We start from the raw sequence: 16,214 nt of genomic DNA, 5'->3' as shown, positions 1-16,214 counted from the left end.
GGTGCGAACGGCGCCCGGGCGCCAGGGGTCAGCCGCGGGTGAGCCGGCGCAGCAGCATCGTGGAGGGCACCGGGCGGGCCCCGGCCTTGCGCACGCCCTCGGCCACCTCGCGGTCGGTGGAAACCACCACGACCGGGCGGCCCGGCGGCTCGGCCCGGACCAGCCGGCGAATCAGCTCGTCGGCCGTCTCGCCCGGCTTGCTGAACATCACCCGCACCCCGCGTGCGGGGGCCAGCAGCACCGGCGCGTCCAACTGCGCGCCGTCGAACACGCACGTCACCTCGCAGCCGGTCTGCGCGGCGAGCCCGGTCAAGCCGCCGACCAGCCGGTCGCGCTGCTTGTTCAGCGCGAGCGTGGGATAGCCGGTCTTGGTCACGTTGTAGCCGTCGATCACCAGGTGCGCCTGCGGCAGCGCGAGCAATTGGTCGAGCAGCGCCGGGTCGTCGCCCTCCAGCGCGCGCTGCGCGATGTCCTTTATCCCGGACGCGCCCGGCACCACCGCGTCCACCATGTCGGCGGGCCGGATGCCCACCGGCGGCAGCGCGAGCTCGCGGCGCAGCCCCTGGGCGGCCTCCAGCACGGTGTCCAGGAGCAGCCGGACCCGGGTGTCCTCCATGCTGCGTCCCTCGCGGGCCGCCCGACGGCTGGCCTCCAGGGCCGATTCGACCTCGGCGACGCGACCGCGCAGGCGGCGCGCCTCCTTCTCCGCGGCGGCGACCGCAGCCTGCGCCTCGACCCGCACGGCGTCCAGCTCGGAGCGGGCCCGACGGGCCTCCTTCTCCTCGTGCTTGGCGCTGCCCTGGAGGCCGCGGACCTGGCGGCGCAGGTGGTCGGCCTCCTTGCGGGCGGTCTCCAGCTCCGCGCGCAGCCGTTCGTGCTCGGTCTTGGATGCCGCGCGCAGTACGCCGACCTCGTGCTCGAGGCGGGACAACGTCTCGGCGGCCTCGGCCTCGGCGCGATCGGCGGCGGCCTCCTTGGCCGCGTCGCCGGCGGTCTCGATCAGTCGGACCCAGCCGCGCGGGCGCAGCAGGTACGCGGCGGCGGCCACGTCGAGCGGGTCGGCCGCGGCGGGCACCTTGCCGGCCTCGAGCGCCTCGGAGATCTCCGGCAGGCCCTTGCGAAAGCGCTCCGCTATGCGCTGCCGGAACACCGGGTCGTTCTCCAGCGCGGCGGCCAGCGGCGTCGCGGCGAACTTGGCCCGGCGCTGGTGGGTGAACCGGGCGAACCGGCGCAGCGGTCCGGGCACCTCGTCCGCGGTCATCGTGCCGAGCGCGTCCGCGGCCACCGAGATCACCCGCACCCGGACCGCCTCGGGCAACGGCCCGGACAACACCTCGGGCTCGACGACCTGCGGATCACCCCGCTCCGGGTCGGCCCCGACGGCACCGGGTTCGGCGCAGGCGTCGGCAACCGCGCCGGCGGCGACACGGGGTTCGGCGGTGGGGTTCGGATCGGCCTCGGCGCTCGCCGGCCCGGCCGGATGCGCGTGGGCCGCGGGGGCGGCGGGCCCGTGCGGCTCCGGATCGACCGCGTGGTCGACGGGTGCCTCCGGGGCGGCCTCGGAGTCGACGGACACCGGGTCGGTCTCCGCCTCGGCCCGGGGTTGCGCGTCGAGGTCGGGCTCGGCGGCCGGCACCGCCTCGGCGGCCTCGGCGGCGTGCGCAGGCGTGACCTCGTCCGCGCGGGTATCCGGTCCGCTCACTGCTCCTCCGGTCCTTCCCGTTCCCTTGAGGCCCCTCCCCGCGTCACCGTTGCCGGGACGCCGACGCCTTGATCATGGCGTGTTCCGGAGCGGGGACGGCCGCGCCGGGCCGCCCCGATGCCGAAACGATGCACAGTCCCATTGTCGCCGCACGGTCTCGGCACTCAGCTCGCGTCGGGTCGCGCCACCAGCTCGACGGAGTCGGTCGCGTTGCACCAGCGGCAGCGCACCGACTCGATCTCGTCGGAAACGATCTCGCGCTCCTCGACCCGGGCGACGCCCGCGAGGTCGAGGTGGGTGAACTCGACCGCCTTGGTGGTCCGCGTCACGTCGAACCGGGTCAGGTTGCCGCACAGCGAGCAACGCCACCGGGTGTCCTCGGTGGGGGCCTGGATCGACATGCGTGTTCCCTTCCTGTCTGGTCTGCGAGCGTCTGCCGGTCCGCGAGCGGCCCGCGTACACCCATGATGCCGGGCGGCGAGAGGTACCTGGGCGCGGCCGTGTCGGGCCGGAAACGTACCGTCCGGTACATGAGCAGCACCGCGCACCGGGATTGCCGGTCACGAGGTTCGGCGAATCAGGGCTTGCCGGCGGCCGACCGGCCGCGGCGTTCCCGCCCGCCGGACAGTATCGCCCCGGGCCACGAGTTGCGAACCATGCCCGGGTCCCGAGCGATTCGTGACGAGGTGGAGCGCCAGGTGTTCACGGTCGTCGATCTGGAGACGACCGGCCTGGATCCGCAGGAGGCGCGGATCACCGAGATCGCCGCCGTACGCCTGCGCGGATCGGACCGTCTGGGCGAGTTCGCGACCCTGGTCGCGCCCGGCGTACCGATCCCGGAGTTCATCACGGACCTGACCGGGATATCCGACGATCTGGTGGCCGACGCGCCACCGCTGCGGCTGGTGTTGCCGGCGTTCACCCGGTTCGCCGAGGACGCCATCCTGGTCGCCCACAACGCCCCCTTCGACGTGGGCTTTCTGCGTGCGGCGAGCCTCGCCTGCGACGCGCCGTGGCCCGATCTGCGGGTCGTGGACACGCTCGCGCTGGCCCGCGCGTTGCTGCCGCCGGGGACGGTGCCGAACATGCGTCTGGGCACGCTCGCGCGGTACTTCGAGGCGCCCACCGACCCGACCCACCGAGCGCTCGCCGACGCCCGGGCGACCGCGCACGTCCTGCGCGCCTTCATCGGCCGGATGCACGCGAGCGGCCGGCACGAGCTGTCCGACCTGCTCACCCTGGGCCGGCCGGCCGCACCCAGGGTGTGGCCGGAGCAAACCACTCCGATCGGGTGAAGCCGCGGTCTCGCCACCGACACCCCCCGGCGCACGTGCGCCGACTAAGCTCGGGCACCTTGTCGTCGAGAGCCGGAGGACTACCCGTGATCACCGCGATCGTGCAGGTCAAGACGCGTGTGGACCAGACCCCGGAAATCGCGGAGGCGATCGCCGCGATCGAGGGCGTGAGCGAGGTCTACTCGGTCACCGGAGAATTCGACCTGATCGCCATGGTGCGCGTCCGCGCCCACGACGACCTGGCCGACGTCATCCCCGGCCACCTCAACAAGGTCCCCGGCGTGGAGGCCACCACCACCCACATCGCCTTCCGCACCTACTCCCAACACGACCTCGAAGCCGCCTTCGCCATCGGCCTGGAATAACCCCCGGTCCGGGCGCCCCCAAAGCGCCCGGACCCACCCCGCCCAACACTCGAACCCACCCCCGGCAAGGCCACCCCACCCCGGGCCGATTCCAGCCCACCCGGCGCACGAAAACACCCACCCCGGCACACCCAGAACCCCAGCCCCACCGCCCAACAACACCAAACCCAGCCCACCCGGCGCTCGAGGACACCCCCGGCGGGGCCGCCATCCCGTGGGTCCAGCGGCAATCAAGTCCGCAGCCCCACCGCCCAACAACACCAATCCAGCCCGTCCGGCGCTCGAGGACACCCCCGGCAGGGCCGCCATCCCCCGGGCCCGGGCGCAATCAACACCCCAGCCCCACCGCCCAACAACACCAAATCCAGCCCGTCCGGCGCTTGAGGACGCCCGGCCGGCGAGGCCAAAACCCCCTACGCCGCAGGCAATTGCCGCACAGAGCGCGGGTCCGCGTCCGGAACGCACCGCCCCCCATCGACCGTGTAGCTCCACAACGCCCCACGCTCCACGATCTCCCGCACCGCCCCCGCAAAGCGGTCCAGGTGCTCGACGGGCGTGCCCAAGCCGAAGCTGACCCGGATCGCGTTGAGGTTCTGCTCACCCTCGGGCGCGTCCGGAGACCCGCACTCGCTCGGCTGGTCGGCCCGCCCGCCCAACAGGTGCCGCACCAGCGGATGAGCGCAGAACAGCCCGTCCCGCACACCGATCCCGTACTCCGCCGACAACACCGCCGCGAACCGCGAGCTGTTCCACCCCTCGACCACGAACGAGAGCACCCCCACCCGGGCCGACTCCGGCCCGAACAGCTCCAGCGTCCGCACCGCCGGAATCTGCGCCAGCTGCGCCCGAAGGCGCGCGAGCAGCGCCTCCTCGCGGGCGACCAGCGCCGCCGGCCCCGCCTCGGTGATCGCCCGACACGCGGACGCCAACGCGTAGGCGCCGATCACATTCGGCGATCCCGCCTCGTGCCGGGCCGCACCGCGCTGCCACTCCACGTGGTCCCGACTGACCGCCTTGCTCGCCCCGCCACCGGCCAGGTACGGCTCGGCCGCGTCCAGCCAGTCGCCCCGCCCGGCCAACACGCCGGAGCCGAACGGCGCGTACAGCTTGTGCGCCGACAGCGCGATCCAGTCCACGTCCAGGTCGGCCACCGACACCGGGTGGTGCGGCGCCAGTTGCGCGGCGTCCAGCACGATCCGCGCGCCGTGCCGGTGCGCGACCTCGGCCAGTTCGGCGACCGGGAAGAGCTCACCGGTCACGTTCGAGGCACCGGTCACGCACACCAGTCGGGGCCCGTCGCCGGACCCGGCGAGCGCCGCCTCCAGCGTCGCGACGGCCTGCGCCGGCGAGGACGGCGCGGCCAACTGGGTCACCCCGGCGTGCCGGCGCCACGGCAGCAGCGCGGCGTGGTGCTCGGTCTCGAAGACGAACACCCGCGTGCCGCGCGGCAGTACCGACGCGAGCAGGTTGAGCGAGTCGGTGGTCCCGCGGGTGAACAGCAGTGTGTCGTCGGCCCGCAGCCCCAGGAAGCTCGCGACCGTGGCCCGGCTCTGCTCGTACAGGTCGGTGGACAACTGGGACAGGTAGCCGGCACCGCGGTGCACGCTGCCGTAGTAGGGCAGGTATGTGGACACGTCGTCCCACACCCGCTGAAGACACGGCGCACTCGCCCCGTAGTCGAGCGCGGCGTACTCGACCTCGCCACCGGTCACCAGCGGAACGAGCACGTCCCGCCCGACCACGGGCAGCGGCGCGGCGATCGCGAGGTCACAGTCGAAGGCGGCGGAGGAGGCGGAAGCGGTGTCGACGGTCATGGCGAAACTCCTCGGCAGGCACGGAACACCGAGGCGAATGTCGCTGAATCGACATTGAAACGCACCGGGTGATCCGCTGGTGAAATGTGGTCTCGGAAAAGCGACGCGCGACGACTCAGCGCGTACGGATCAGGGCGATTAGCCCGTTTCGAGAAAGAGATTTCACGCCATCACATGCTCCCCAGGTACAGGACCCCCGGGTCACATGGAGCAATTGCCTGCCGTCATGCAAGGGGTCCGCGCTTGCCGGGGCGCCTTACGACGCCCGGCCGTGTCATCACCCGGGGCACCCCACCGCGGAGCGAGGGTTGCCGGACAGCAAGCCGGGGCTTTCCACTGTCACTCGTGACCTGCGCAGAATTATTACCAGACGGAGCGCCCCGCGCAACGACAGCCCCACCATTCCCACATCCTGGACGGCACGACGCCGGGCGGGTCGGCCACGACCACGCCCGGCGTACGGTCTCCCGCCCGGACCCGCTATCCCCGCGCGAACGACCGGGTCGTGGCCACCCAACGATCCAGCGCGGCCTGCGCCGCGCCCGAGTCGATCGCCTCGGCGGCCCGATCGATCCCGGCCGCCAACTGCTGGGTCAACGATCCCTCTCCCGGGCCCAACGCGGCCAGCGCCGCCGCCGAGTTCAACAACACCGCGTCGCGCACCGCGCCCTGCTCGCCCGCGAACAACTTCCGGGCCACCTCGGCGTTGAACGCCGCGTCGCCGCCGCGCAACGACTCGATCCCGTTCAGCGGGATGCCCAGGTCCCGCGGGTCCACCCGGTCCTCGCGCACGTCGCCGTCCCGCACGATCCACACCTGCGACGTGGTCGTGACGGTCAACTCGTCCAGCCCGTCGTCACCCCGGAACACCAGCGCGGTCGCACCCCGATCGGCCAGCACACCGGCCACGATCGGCGCCATCCGCAGATCCGCGACCCCGACCGCGTGGAACCGCACACGAGCCGGATTGGTCAACGGCCCCAGGAAGTTGAACGTGGTCGGCACCCCCAGCTCGCGCCGCGCCTGCGCGGCGTGCCGCAGCGACGGGTGGAAGCGCTGGGCGAAGCACAGCGTGATGCCCGCCTCCTCGGCCGTCCGGGCCACCTGCTCCGGGGTCAGGTCCAGCACCACACCGAGCGCCTCGAGCACGTCGGCGGCACCGCTGGACGAGGACGCCGCCCGATTGCCGTGCTTGACCACGGTCTCGCCCGTGCCCGCGACCACGATCGCGGACATCGTCGAGATGTTCACCGTCCGCGCGAGGTCGCCACCGGTGCCGACGATGTCGACCGTACGGCCGGGCACCTCGATCGTCGACGCGTGCGCGTACATCGCCCGCACCAGACCCGAGACCTCGTCCACGGTCTCGCCCTTGGCCCGCAGCGCGATCACGAACCCGGCCACCTGCACCGGCGTCGCCTCGCCGGTCATGATGTGGTCCATCGCCCACGCGGTCGCGTCGGCCGGCAGGTCGTCGCCGCGCATGAGCGTCGCCAGGAGGTCCCGCCAGGAACGGGCCGCCGGGTTGCCGCCGCTCTTGTTCGTAGAGGCCGAGGCGCCCATGGTCCGCTCCCGCTGTGTCATCGGATGAGTCCGCGACAGCGTACCCACCGCGCCCGTCGCGGCCGGGTGGTTATCCGGGATGCGGTCAGGCCGGCTGGCGTCCGGCGATCCGACCCCGGATCAGGTCGGCCGCCGCGTCCGCGAGCGTGCGCGGATCCAGCGGGTGGGCGACCACCGCGTCCGCCCGGCACCACGTGGCCAGCCACGCGTCCTGCGGACGGCCGACCAGGGTCAGCACCGGCGGGCAGTTGTAGATCTCGTCCTTGAGCTGACGACACACACCCATGCCACCGGCCGGGGCGGTCTCCCCGTCCAGGATCACCAGATCGATGCCGCCCTTGTCCATCGCCTCGATCACGGCGGGCTCGGTGGCGCACTCCAGGTATTCCACGAACGGCACGTCGACGGCGGGCCTGCGCCCGAGCGCGAGGGTGACCTTCCGTCGGGTGTTGCGGTCGTCGCTGTACACGAGGACGGTCATGGTCTCGCCGCGCGTCATGTCCACCTGCCTGTGTCTGGGCTGCGTGTGTTCAGGGCTGCATATGTTCAGGCTGCGCATGTTCGGTACGGGCAACACTCGGATCGACCCGGATGTTAGCGCTTTTCGGCACGAAAATGTGTGCCTCGTCACGCGCTCGTCCCGCTCCCGGCCGGCCACGGTCCGGCCCGGGCGACACCGACCGCACCCCCGACGCGCCCCGAATCACCCGCGCGCGAGCACCTCGTAGCCCTCGGCGTCGCCGCCCAGGCGCTGGGCCAGCCCGGCCATCCGGGTCCGCTCCCGGGCCGGCTCCAGGCCGGTGATCACCTGCTGCCGGGAGATCAGCACCCGCAGCGGCCGCTCGTCGGGGGCCGGCGCCACCACCCGCCAGCCGTCCGGCGTCAGGATCCGGGCCGCCTCGTCGGCCGCCGCCAGATCCGGCAGCGTCAGCACGTGCCGCATCACGAACCGTCCGGTCTCCACCGCGACTCCGTCCGCCCGCATCTGCGCGACCACCGCCGAATCGGCGCGCGAGGGGTCGAAGCAGGACCCGACCACCACGAGCGTGCCGTCGTCGACGAGCACGGGATCGGGTTCCGGTCGCCGCCGGCGCAGGAAACGTTCCAGGATCATGCCGCGACGCTACTCGGCCGCGTCGGCCAACCTCGGCTCGGGCCCGCGGGCCACCCGGACGGCCGAGTCGGCCTCCTCCGTTCGGGCAGAGTCACCCGGAAGAGTGCTCTTCGACACGGGTTTTCCGGCGTCGTCCAAGCCCTGCTCCACACCGCCGCCGGCCTCGGCCGCCTCGCGCGCCAACCGCTCCTCGCGCGCCTTGCGGCCGGCCTCGATCAGTTCGAGTCGATCCAGCCGGCGGTCCTCCCGGACCGCCTCGCGCTCCGACGCCCGGGCCCACTGCACGAACAACACCAGGAAGACGAGCAGTCCGATGATGTCGCCGCTGCCCCACAGGATTCCGCCCGCCGTGCCCTGGTCCGAGAGCGGACTGGCGCCCCAGTCGCGACCGAGGTCGTTGTACCAGTCACCGGCGAGCACGTTGGACGAACTCATGATCGCGATACCCAGCCACGCGTGGAACGGCAGCGTCGCGAACACCGCGAGCAGCCGCATCGGATAACTCGCGCGCGGCATCGGGTCCAGACCCAGCAGCGGCCAGAACCACATGCAGCCGATGATCACGAAATGCACGTGATTCATGTCGTGCATGAAGGTGTTCCGCAACGTCAGCTCGTACCAAGGGGTGAAGTACAGGGCGAACGGGTTGAGCACGAAGATGAACCCGGCGAAGGCCGGGAAGGTGACCACCTTCGCGTATCTGCTGTGCAGCAGCGCGTTGAGTCGATTACGCCACTTGGTCGGCAGGGTACGCAGCGCGAGTGTGATCGGCGCTCCGAGCGCCAGGAAGATCGGCGTGATCATCGCCAGCACCATGTGCTGAACCATGTGCACACTCAGCAACACGGTGTCGTACGCGGCCAACGCGGACTCGGTCGCGAGCAGGAACGTGCCCAGCCCCAGTCCCAGGAAGGAGAAGCTCCGCCACCGCGACCACGAGTCCCCACGGGCCCTGAGCTTGTGCACCCCGTACAGATAGAGGCCGCCGAAGAGCATCGCGACCAGGATCGGGATCGGCTCGAACACCCACCCGGTCAGGAGCCGAATGGGGGTCAGTTCCGGCGGTACGTTCCCAGGGGTCGCGTGCGCCAGAAACACCCCGGCGTCGCCTGCAGAGCCACTCACGGAACCAGAGCCTAACCCGGACACGTTGTACAAAGGTTGCCCCCCGAAGTGTGGGCAGATCCGGCGACCGCAATAATGGCCGCCGTGGCGACAGCAACTTCACTAGAAACCGGGCCCCCCTCACACGGGACACACGGGACGCTCAACCGTCCCAACTTGGTCAGCATCGGCACGATCGTCTGGTTGGCGTCCGAGCTGATGTTCTTCGCGGCCTTGTTCGCGATGTATTTCACGATCCGCTCCGTCACCGGCGCGGACGCTTGGCGTGAGCACGCCAGTGAGCTGAACATCCCGTTCTCGACGGGCAACACGACGATCCTCGTGCTGTCCTCGCTCACCTGCCAGCTCGGCGTCTTCGCGGCCGAACGCGGTGACGTCAAGAAGCTCAGAATGTGGTTCGTCATCACCTTCGTGATGGGCGCCGTCTTCGTCGGCGGCCAGGTGATGGAGTACACGGAGCTGGTCAAGGAGGGCACGACTCTCTCGTCGTCGGCTTACGGTTCGGTCTTCTACCTGACCACCGGCTTCCACGGCATGCACGTGACAGGCGGTCTGATCGCCTTCCTGCTGATCCTCGGACGCACCTACGCGGCCCGACGGTTCACGCACGAGCAGGCCACGGCCGCAATCGTCGTCTCGTACTACTGGCATTTCGTCGACGTGGTCTGGATCGGTCTGTTCTTCACGATCTACGTCATCAGGTAGACGTCCCGACACTTACTACGCAGACGACATTGGACCGGGGTTTTCCGTGAAAAAGCTCTCCGCGCGGCGACGCCACCCCTTGGCGGCGATCGTCGTACTCATCTTCGCGCTCGCGGCCACGGGGGGTCTGTACGCCGCGTTCGCGCCTGCCAAGAAGGCGGAGGCCGACGATTCCGCCTCCATCGCCGTCGAGGCGGGCAAGAAGCTCTACCTGAGCGGATGTTCGACCTGCCATGGGCTCGACGCCCAGGGTTCCACCGACGGTCCGTCCCTGATCGGCGTCGGCGCGGCCGCCGTCGACTTCCAGGTGGCGACCGGCCGGATGCCGCTTCAGCAGCCCGGCGCCCAGGCGCCGCGCAAGCCCGAGGTCTACACCCAGGCGCAGATCGACCAGCTCTCCGCGTACGTGGCCTCCCTCGGCGTCGGACCCAAGGTCCCGACGGCGAACATGTACGCGCCCGACGGCGACATCGTCAACGGCGCCGAGCTGTTCCGCACGAACTGCTCGCAGTGCCACAACTTCTCCGGTGAGGGCGGCGCCCTGACCGAGGGCAAGTTCGCGCCGCCGCTGAAGAACGTGGACCCGAAGCACATGTACGAGGCCATGCTCACCGGCCCGCAGAACATGCCTTCGTTCCCGGACAGCACGATGCCCGAGCAGCAGAAGAAGGACATCGTCACGTACGTCAACGAGACGACCAAGAAGGAGCCGAACCCCGGCGGCCTGGGTCTCGGCCGGCTCGGCCCGGTCTCCGAAGGTCTGTTCGGCTGGATCATCGCGCTCGGTCTGCTCATCGGATGTGCGATCTGGATTGCCGCCCGGACCCCCAAGGCCAGGACCAAATGAGTAGCCAGGACAAGTCTGAAGTGCCTGAAGAGCACCTGCCCGAGGTCCACGCCTCGGCACATGTTCCGGCGGAAGGCGACCCGTTCGCCGACCCCGGCCTGCCGGCCCACGAGCCGCGCGTCACCGACATCGACGAGCGGGCCGCCAAGCGCGCCGAGCGTCAGGTCGCGTTCCTCTTCGTGATCTCGATGTTGTCCACGATCGGTTTCATCTGGGCGTACGTCGGCATCGACAAGTACCGCATCATCGACATCTTCTTCTTCGGGAAGATCGGTGCCCAGAACCTCGCGCTCGGCGGCTTCCTCGGCCTCGCGCTGTTCTGCATCGGCGCCGGCGCGATCCACTGGGCGCGCACGTTGATGACGGACGAGGAGATCGTCCAGGAGCGGCACGAGTTCACCTCGGACCCGGAGACCCGCGAATACGCGATCCGGGAGTTCACCCAGGGTGCCGCGGACTCGGTGATCGGTCGCCGCCCGCTGATCCGGCGCACGATGATCGGCGCGATGGCCCTGGTGCCGCTGTCCGGCGTCGTGCTGCTGCGCGACCTCGGTCCGCTGCCGGGCACCAAGCTGCGGCACACCGACTGGAAGCCGGGCGTCGAGCTGATCAACGAGGCGACCGGCCTGCCGATCAAGCCGGACGACATCGTCAAGGGCTCGCTGACCATGGTGCTGCCCGACGGCCTGGTCGAGAAGTACGGCCCGGCCGGCGAGAAGGAAGAGCTCTCGCACGGCTGGCTGGAGAAGGCGGGCATGTCCGCGGTCCTGGTGGTCCGGCTGGAGCCGGAGGACATCAAGTCCAAGAAGGAACTGGACTGGGGCTACGAGGGCATCGTGGCGTACTCGAAGATCTGCACCCACGTGGGTTGCCCGATCGGCCTGTACGAGCAGCAGACGCACCACCTGCTGTGCCCGTGTCACCAGTCCACCTTCGACCTGGCGGACGACGGCAAGGTCGTGTTCGGTCCGGCCGCGCGCTCGCTGCCGCAGTTGAAGATCCATGTGAACGAGGCGGGTAACCTCGCCGCGACGCAGGACTTCGCCGAACCGGTCGGCGCGAGCTTCTGGGAGCGTGGCTGATGTCGAGCGAACAACCCAAGGGCGGGGCGAACAAGAGCACCCCGATCCCGAACAACGCGGCCGTTCGCGCGGCCGACGCCCTGGACAGCCGGCTGGGCATCTACGGCGCGGCGAAGAAGAACCTGCGCAAGGTCTTTCCGGACCACTGGTCCTTCATGCTCGGTGAAGTGGCGCTGTACAGCTTCATCGTGCTGCTGCTGACCGGTGTCTTCCTGACGCTGTTCTTCAAGCCGAGCATGCAGGAGGTCGTCTACGACGGCTCCTACGTGCCGCTCCAGGGCATTCACATGTCCCAGGCGTACGCCTCGACGCTGGACATCAGCTTCGACATCCGCGGTGGTCTGGCGATGCGTCAGATCCACCACTGGGCCGCGCTGATCTTCGTGTCGTCGCTGTTCGTGCACATGTTCCGGATCTTCTTCACCGGGGCGTTCCGCAAGCCGCGCGAAATAAACTGGCTGTTCGGCTTCCTGCTGCTGATCCTGGCCATGGTCAACGGCTTCACCGGCTACTCGCTCCCGGACGACCTGCTCTCCGGTACGGGTCTGCGGATCGCCGAGGGTGTGGTCCTGGCCATCCCGCTGGTCGGCACGTACGTGCAGTTCTTCCTGTTCGGCGGGGAGTTCCCGGGCGAGGACATCGTGCCCCGCCTGTTCACCATCCACGTGCTGCTGATCCCGGCGATCATGGTCGGCCTGGTGACCGTGCACCTGATCCTGGTCTTCTACCAGAAGCACACCCAGTTCCCCGGCCCGGGCAAGACCGAGAAGAACGTGGTCGGCCTGCCGCTGCTGCCGGTCTACGCGGCCAAGGCCGGTGGCTTCTTCTTCATCGTGTTCGGCATCACCGCCGCCCTCGGCGGCATGGTGCAGATCAACCCGATCTGGGCCTACGGTCCATACAACCCGGGTCAGATCACGGCGGGCTCCCAACCGGACTGGTACATCGGGTTCCTCGAGGGATCCCTGCGCATCATGCCGAACTGGGAATGGAACATCTGGGGCCACACGCTCAGCTTCAACGTGCTGATCCCGTCCCTGGTCCTGCCCGGCGTGCTGTTCACGTTCCTGGCGATGTACCCGTGGATCGAAGGCTGGATCACCGGCGACAAGCGTGAGCACCACCTGCTCGACCGCCCGCGCAACATGCCGGTGCGCACCGGCCTGGGCGTCGCCTGGATCATCTGCTACGGCGTGTTGTGGGTCTGTGGTGGCAACGACATCATCGCCACCCACTTCCACATGTCGATCAACACGATCACCTGGATCGGCCGCGTCGCGTTCTTCGTCGCGCCCGTGCTGGCCTACCTGGCCACGGTGCGCATCTGCAAGGGTCTGCAACGGCGCGACCGGGACAAGGTCCTGCACGGTCGCGAGACCGGTGTGATCAAGAAGCTCCCGCACGGCGAGTTCGTGGAGATCCACGAGCCGCTGGACGCCGGGGTGCGGCACACCCTCACCGCGCACGAGCAGCCCAAGCCGTACCAGCTCGAGCCGGCCGAGGACGAGAACGGTGTGGCCCGCAAGGTCAAGCGTTCGCAGAAGCTGCGCTCGAAGATGTCGCACTGGTACTTCGCCGAGCCGATCGAGAAGCCGACGGCCGAGGAGTACAAGGAACTGACCAGCGGACACGGTCACCACTGACGCGACCGGGGCCGGGCTGCTGACGCCACATCGGCACGACCCGTAGGACGCGCAGGAACGACGAAGGGCCCCACCGGATCTTCCCGGTGGGGCCCTTCGCGTCGCGCCCCGCAGGCGGCCGTACAGCGCCTTCACGGGAGCGCCGGGCGGCGGGCCCGGAGTTGCCGGACGGCCCCGTCAGAGCCGGCGGGTGGTGGCCGGGCCGGTCGTGCTGTGGGTCAGCCACTGCGACCAGTCCAGGTTCCACTCGCCGTAGCCGTTGCCGATCGGCTCCATGCTCTTGGCGTCGCCCGTGTTCACCACGGTGACCACGTCGCCGACCTTGACCTGGTCGTAGAACCACTTGGCGTCCTCGTCGCTCATCCCGACGCAGCCGTGGCTCACGTTCTCCCGGCCCTGCGAGCTCACCGACCACGGGGCCGCGTGCACGAACTCGCCGCTCCAGGTGACCCGGGTGGCCCAGTAGACGTCCAGCCGGTAGCCGTCGCTGCTGTCCGCGGAGATGCCCACCGTGGTGCCGTCCATCAGCACGTGCGGCGCCTTGCCGAGCACCACCTTGATGCCCGACCGGGTGGTGAAGCCGGGTTTGCCGGTGGTCACCGGCATCGTCTTGATGTCGACGCCGTTGCGCTCGAGGGTCAGCGTGTGCGCCGCGGAGTCCACGGTGGCGACCACGGCGTCGCCGACCTCGAAGTCGACCACCTTGCCGGGGCCGCCGTAGACGCCGTTCCCGAAGTCGACGCCGAGCAGACTGGTGGCCACCGAGACCCTGGTGTTCACCGGCCAGTAGTCCTTGGGCCGATAGCGCACGGTCGTGTCGTCCACCCAGCCCCACGCGCCCTCGACCGGCGTGGACGCGGATACCTGGAGTCGCCGCTCCACCTCGGCACGCCGCGCCGGGTCGGTGACCGGCCGCTCCAGGGTGACCGTGATCGGCATGCCCACGCCCACCTTCGAGTCGGCCTCCGGCAGCACCGACTCCACGTGCGTCTCGGCGTCCGGCGTGAGCGTGGTGAACGACTCGGTCCGGGTCGAGGTCAGCCCGTACACGTCGACGGCGGACGCGGTCAGCGTGTACCTGCTGCCGTAGGCCAGCGGTTCGGAGTTGGACCACGTCGTGTCGCCGGCCGCGTTGCCGCCCGGCACCGGCTTGCCGTCCGGGCCCACCAGGCTCACCGCGTACAGCCGCCCGTCGCCGGCGGTGACGGTGATCGGCCGGCCCGGCTGGGCGGGACGATCGGTGCGCACGTCCACCGCGAGGCGGGCGACGCTCTCGGCGGGTCGGTCGATCTCGGCGGTGCGCTGCTTCTCCCACGTCCCGCATCCGGCCACGAACACGAGTGGCAGCGCCGACGCGAGGGCCCAGCCGAGCCGGCGGACGCGAACAGCTCTGTCCCGATTCACTCATGACCTCCAGCCGTACCGGCCGATCACCGTACATCCGTGCTCGCCGAGCGCGGATGGCGCGGAGTTTGGTGCATCGAGAGTGGCCGGGAACGACCCACTTCATTCAGATAAAACGACAAACCGCCCGATCGCCTGACACCGGCCGCCGGCCGGGTCGCGCGATCGGGCGGTTCGCCCTACCGTGTGAGACTTGCTACGCCGCCGGGGCCCCGGCCGCGCCACCGCCGGTGAGCGCGCTGCCCTTGAGCCAGGTCGCCCAGTCGACGCTCCAGCCGCCGAGCCCGTTGCCGGCCTTGACCGTCTTGTCGGTGCTGTTGAGGATCTCCACCGGGTCCCCCTGGGTGACCAGGTCGAAGAACTTCTTGGCGTTGGAGGCGCTCAGCCCGATGCACCCGTGGCTGTCGTTCTGCCGGCCGAACTTGCCCTCGTTCCAGGGCGCGCCGTGCGCGTACGTTCCGGACGCGGTCAGGTGCACCGCGTGCCGCACGTTCTTCATGTTGTACGCGTCGCCCAGGCCGACCGTCTCGGAGTCCATCGTGATGCCGTCGACCTTGTCGAGCACGACCATCGTGCCGCCCCAGGTCGGGAAGCTGGGGCCGCCCGCCGAGATCGGCAGGTCCTCGATCTGGGCCCCGTCCTTGGTGACCACCATGTGCTTGGACTTGAGGTCCGCGGTGGCCACCAGCGAGCGGCCGATGGTGAACTTGATGTCCTTGGTCTGCTTGCCGTAGACACCCGGCGCCGCCTTCGCGCCGGTCAGGTTGGCCTTGAGGTTGACCTTCGTGCCGCTCGCCCAGTACTTCTCCGGGCGGTAGTCGATCCGGTCGTTGCCGTCGAGGTCCTTGAGCCAGGACCACGAGCCCTGCACGGCGGGCTCGGAGACGACCTTGAGGTTGCGCTCGATCGCGGCCTTGTCCTTGATCGGCTCGTTGAACTTGAGCGAGATGATCGCGCCGACGCCCCACGTGCTGTCCGGCTCGATGTTGAAGTCGGCCACGAACGTGTCGTCGGCGGCCTTGGTGTTGAACTTGCTCTGCGCGGTGACCTCGGCGCCGTCGGCGTTGGCGGCCTTGGCCGCGACCGTGTAGGCGCCGCCGTTGGCCAACGGGGCGTCCGGCTTCCAGCCGATGCCGTCCGGGCTGATCTGCCCGTCGACGGTCTTGCCCTTCGCGTCGGTGACCACGACCGAGGTGAGCTTGCCGCCGGTCGCGTCGACCTTGAGCGCGCCGTCGGTCTCCACGCTCTTGGTACCGTCGGCGGGAGTGATCGCGATCGTGGCGGGTGCCGCGGCGACCTTCTTGTTCGGACCGCCACCGGAGCCGCCGGAGTTGCCACCGGTCGAGCCGCCGGGGTCGGTCTTGCCGCCGTCGGACGAGCAGCCTGCAATGAATATGAGCGGCGCCACCATGAGTCCCGCGAAGAGGCGTATGCCGCCGCCCGCTGCCCCCGTGCGCGATGCTCCGTGTATCCGGGGCACGCGTGTTCCTCCCTCGTCCTGGTACTCCCTTGCGTCCATTTGACGCGTCGACCCCCGGTTCGGGTTGCTACAACC

15 protein-coding genes and 1 riboswitch are annotated in these 16,214 nt (G+C 70.0%); of the genes, 6 read left to right on the top strand and 9 right to left on the bottom strand.

The features are described from left to right. Positions 1–28: 28 nt before the first annotated feature. Both ACIBSV_RS13285 and ACIBSV_RS13280 read right to left on the bottom strand, forming a co-directional pair. Positions 29–1,702, bottom strand: coding sequence for an NYN domain-containing protein (locus ACIBSV_RS13285; protein ID WP_395862325.1), 1,674 nt, complete (start codon positions 1,700–1,702; stop codon positions 29–31). A gap of 164 nt (positions 1,703–1,866) precedes the next feature. Further along, positions 1,867–2,103, bottom strand: coding sequence for a hypothetical protein (locus ACIBSV_RS13280; RefSeq protein WP_020552989.1), 237 nt, complete (start codon positions 2,101–2,103; stop codon positions 1,867–1,869). Positions 2,104–2,358: 255 nt separating this feature from the next. Here ACIBSV_RS13280 and ACIBSV_RS13275 point away from each other — a divergent pair, with 255 nt between their 5' ends. Both ACIBSV_RS13275 and ACIBSV_RS13270 read left to right on the top strand, forming a co-directional pair. Beyond that, positions 2,359–2,997, top strand: coding sequence for an exonuclease domain-containing protein (locus tag ACIBSV_RS13275; protein WP_395862323.1), 639 nt, complete (start codon positions 2,359–2,361; stop codon positions 2,995–2,997). Between the two features lie 86 nt (positions 2,998–3,083). Continuing rightward, on the top strand, positions 3,084–3,362 hold the full coding sequence (locus ACIBSV_RS13270; RefSeq protein ID WP_020552991.1) for an Lrp/AsnC ligand binding domain-containing protein: 279 nt from the start codon (positions 3,084–3,086) through the stop codon (positions 3,360–3,362). A gap of 413 nt (positions 3,363–3,775) precedes the next feature. On the opposite strand, the gene ACIBSV_RS13265 is transcribed toward ACIBSV_RS13270, so the two are convergent. From ACIBSV_RS13265 to ACIBSV_RS13245, 5 genes are all read right to left on the bottom strand, one after another. Continuing rightward, positions 3,776–5,176 carry an aminotransferase class V-fold PLP-dependent enzyme gene (locus tag ACIBSV_RS13265; protein ID WP_395862321.1) on the bottom strand — a complete coding sequence of 467 codons (1,401 nt, stop codon included), beginning with the start codon at positions 5,174–5,176 and terminating at the stop codon, positions 3,776–3,778. A gap of 234 nt (positions 5,177–5,410) precedes the next feature. Continuing rightward, a riboswitch (SAM riboswitch) is annotated at positions 5,411–5,527 on the bottom strand. Between the two features lie 129 nt (positions 5,528–5,656). Next, positions 5,657–6,760 carry an anthranilate phosphoribosyltransferase gene (trpD, locus tag ACIBSV_RS13260; protein ID WP_395862319.1) on the bottom strand — a complete coding sequence of 368 codons (1,104 nt, stop codon included), beginning with the start codon at positions 6,758–6,760 and terminating at the stop codon, positions 5,657–5,659. 64 nt (positions 6,761–6,824) lie between these two features. Beyond that, on the bottom strand, positions 6,825–7,238 hold the full coding sequence (locus ACIBSV_RS13255) for a response regulator transcription factor (protein ID WP_020552994.1): 414 nt from the start codon (positions 7,236–7,238) through the stop codon (positions 6,825–6,827). A 204-nt stretch (positions 7,239–7,442) separates the two neighbouring features. Further along, positions 7,443–7,853, bottom strand: a complete 411-nt coding sequence (locus ACIBSV_RS13250; RefSeq protein ID WP_395862317.1) for a hypothetical protein — start codon at positions 7,851–7,853, stop codon at positions 7,443–7,445. Between the two features lie 9 nt (positions 7,854–7,862). After that, the gene (locus ACIBSV_RS13245) at positions 7,863–8,978 is read right to left on the bottom strand and encodes a cytochrome c oxidase assembly protein (protein ID WP_395862315.1); all 1,116 of its coding nucleotides are present in this window, start codon (positions 8,976–8,978) and stop codon (positions 7,863–7,865) included. 75 nt (positions 8,979–9,053) lie between these two features. On the opposite strand from ACIBSV_RS13245, the gene ACIBSV_RS13240 reads away from it, so the two are divergent. From ACIBSV_RS13240 to ACIBSV_RS13225, 4 genes are read left to right on the top strand one after another with little or no spacing between them, the layout of a single operon-like run. After that, the gene (locus ACIBSV_RS13240; protein ID WP_360304941.1) at positions 9,054–9,683 is read left to right on the top strand and encodes a heme-copper oxidase subunit III; all 630 of its coding nucleotides are present in this window, start codon (positions 9,054–9,056) and stop codon (positions 9,681–9,683) included. 46 nt (positions 9,684–9,729) lie between these two features. After that, on the top strand, positions 9,730–10,530 hold the full coding sequence (locus tag ACIBSV_RS13235; RefSeq protein ID WP_395862313.1) for a c-type cytochrome: 801 nt from the start codon (positions 9,730–9,732) through the stop codon (positions 10,528–10,530). Beyond that, positions 10,527–11,612: a Rieske 2Fe-2S domain-containing protein gene (locus ACIBSV_RS13230; RefSeq protein WP_395862311.1), complete on the top strand. Its 1,086-nt coding sequence runs from the start codon at positions 10,527–10,529 to the stop codon at positions 11,610–11,612. The genes ACIBSV_RS13235 and ACIBSV_RS13230 overlap by 4 nt, the downstream gene beginning before the upstream one ends. Further along, positions 11,612–13,255 (top strand): cytochrome bc complex cytochrome b subunit, encoded by a 1,644-nt coding sequence (locus ACIBSV_RS13225; protein ID WP_395862310.1) that lies wholly within the window; start codon positions 11,612–11,614, stop codon positions 13,253–13,255. The genes ACIBSV_RS13230 and ACIBSV_RS13225 overlap by 1 nt, the downstream gene beginning before the upstream one ends. Positions 13,256–13,432: 177 nt before the next feature. Here the strand turns inward: ACIBSV_RS13225 and ACIBSV_RS13220 are convergent, their stop codons facing one another. Next, positions 13,433–14,659 (bottom strand): Ig-like domain-containing protein, encoded by a 1,227-nt coding sequence (locus tag ACIBSV_RS13220; protein ID WP_395862308.1) that lies wholly within the window; start codon positions 14,657–14,659, stop codon positions 13,433–13,435. 196 nt (positions 14,660–14,855) lie between these two features. Then, positions 14,856–16,139, bottom strand: a complete 1,284-nt coding sequence (locus tag ACIBSV_RS13215) for an Ig-like domain-containing protein (protein WP_395862306.1) — start codon at positions 16,137–16,139, stop codon at positions 14,856–14,858. Positions 16,140–16,214 lie beyond the last annotated feature (75 nt).

This window comes from Embleya sp. NPDC050154 (assembly GCF_044460165.1).
Lineage (GTDB): Bacteria > Actinomycetota > Actinomycetes > Streptomycetales > Streptomycetaceae > Embleya.
Note: the sequence above shows the minus strand (reverse complement) of the source record. Positions and strands in the feature narration are given on the sequence as shown.

Coding starts and splice junctions, on each gene's coding strand:
- ACIBSV_RS13275 (WP_395862323.1), top strand. CDS start 2,359: ATGCCCGGGTCCCGAGCGATTCGTGACGAGGTGGAGCGCCAGGTGTTC.
- ACIBSV_RS13225 (WP_395862310.1), top strand. CDS start 11,612: ATGTCGAGCGAACAACCCAAGGGCGGGGCGAACAAGAGCACCCCGATC.
- ACIBSV_RS13265 (WP_395862321.1), bottom strand. CDS start 5,176: ATGACCGTCGACACCGCTTCCGCCTCCTCCGCCGCCTTCGACTGTGAC.
- ACIBSV_RS13230 (WP_395862311.1), top strand. CDS start 10,527: ATGAGTAGCCAGGACAAGTCTGAAGTGCCTGAAGAGCACCTGCCCGAG.
- ACIBSV_RS13280 (WP_020552989.1), bottom strand. CDS start 2,103: ATGTCGATCCAGGCCCCCACCGAGGACACCCGGTGGCGTTGCTCGCTG.
- ACIBSV_RS13255 (WP_020552994.1), bottom strand. CDS start 7,238: ATGACGCGCGGCGAGACCATGACCGTCCTCGTGTACAGCGACGACCGC.
- ACIBSV_RS13250 (WP_395862317.1), bottom strand. CDS start 7,853: ATGATCCTGGAACGTTTCCTGCGCCGGCGGCGACCGGAACCCGATCCC.
- trpD (WP_395862319.1), bottom strand. CDS start 6,760: ATGACACAGCGGGAGCGGACCATGGGCGCCTCGGCCTCTACGAACAAG.
- ACIBSV_RS13240 (WP_360304941.1), top strand. CDS start 9,054: ATGGCCGCCGTGGCGACAGCAACTTCACTAGAAACCGGGCCCCCCTCA.